This window comes from Vreelandella neptunia (genome assembly GCF_022489065.1).
GTDB lineage: Bacteria > Pseudomonadota > Gammaproteobacteria > Pseudomonadales > Halomonadaceae > Vreelandella > Vreelandella neptunia_A.
Window position 1 is genome coordinate 1 of sequence record NZ_JAKVTW010000065.1, and the last position, 659, is coordinate 659.

Here is a 659-nt window from a genome sequence, read left to right on the forward strand (position 1 = left end):
GGCTTCATGGCCAATGCCAACGGGGTCTGCGTAAGCCATCAATGGATCTATGCGTTAATCTGGGACGACAAGAAGCACGGTGGAACATTATGGAAACGGCTCCGACTGCCACGCCAGCGGCGCTACCAGCGCCAATTGGCTAAGCGGGCGGGGTTAGGCAAAATCCCGCACCGAGTAGGCATTGAGCAGCGCCCTGCCAAGGTGGAAGAACGGCGCCATATCGGACATTGGGAAGGCGACACGGTGCTTAAGGGCCACAAAGAATCTGGACTGGTGACCCTGGTCGAAAGACGCAGTGGCTACCTCTTGGCAGCGCGGCTGCCAACAATCACCGCCACTAGAACGGCTCAGGCAATGACGCGGTTATTGGCACCACGCCGAGGGGCAGTGCACACCATCACTTTGGATAATGGGTCGGAATTCGCTGAGCACCGGAAAGTTGCCAAGGCCGTCTCGGCTAAGACCTATTTTTGCGACCCGTACCGCTCATGCCAGCGTGGTACTAATGAAAACACCAATGGTCTGATTAGGCAGTATTTTCCTAAAGGTACTGACTTCCGCAAAGTGACCAATGCCGAGCTACGAAGTGTCGTCAATAAGCTAAACGATAGACCAAGAAAGCGGCTGGGATACCGAACCCCAGCCCAGGTGTTCTTAGG

At 55.5% G+C, this 659-nt stretch carries 1 protein-coding gene; it reads left to right on the forward strand.

Annotated elements, in window-relative coordinates; genetic code table 11:
• Window positions 1–659, forward strand: a 659-nt coding sequence (locus tag MLE19_RS22845) for an IS30 family transposase (protein ID WP_240720616.1), incomplete at both ends; no start/stop codon positions are given.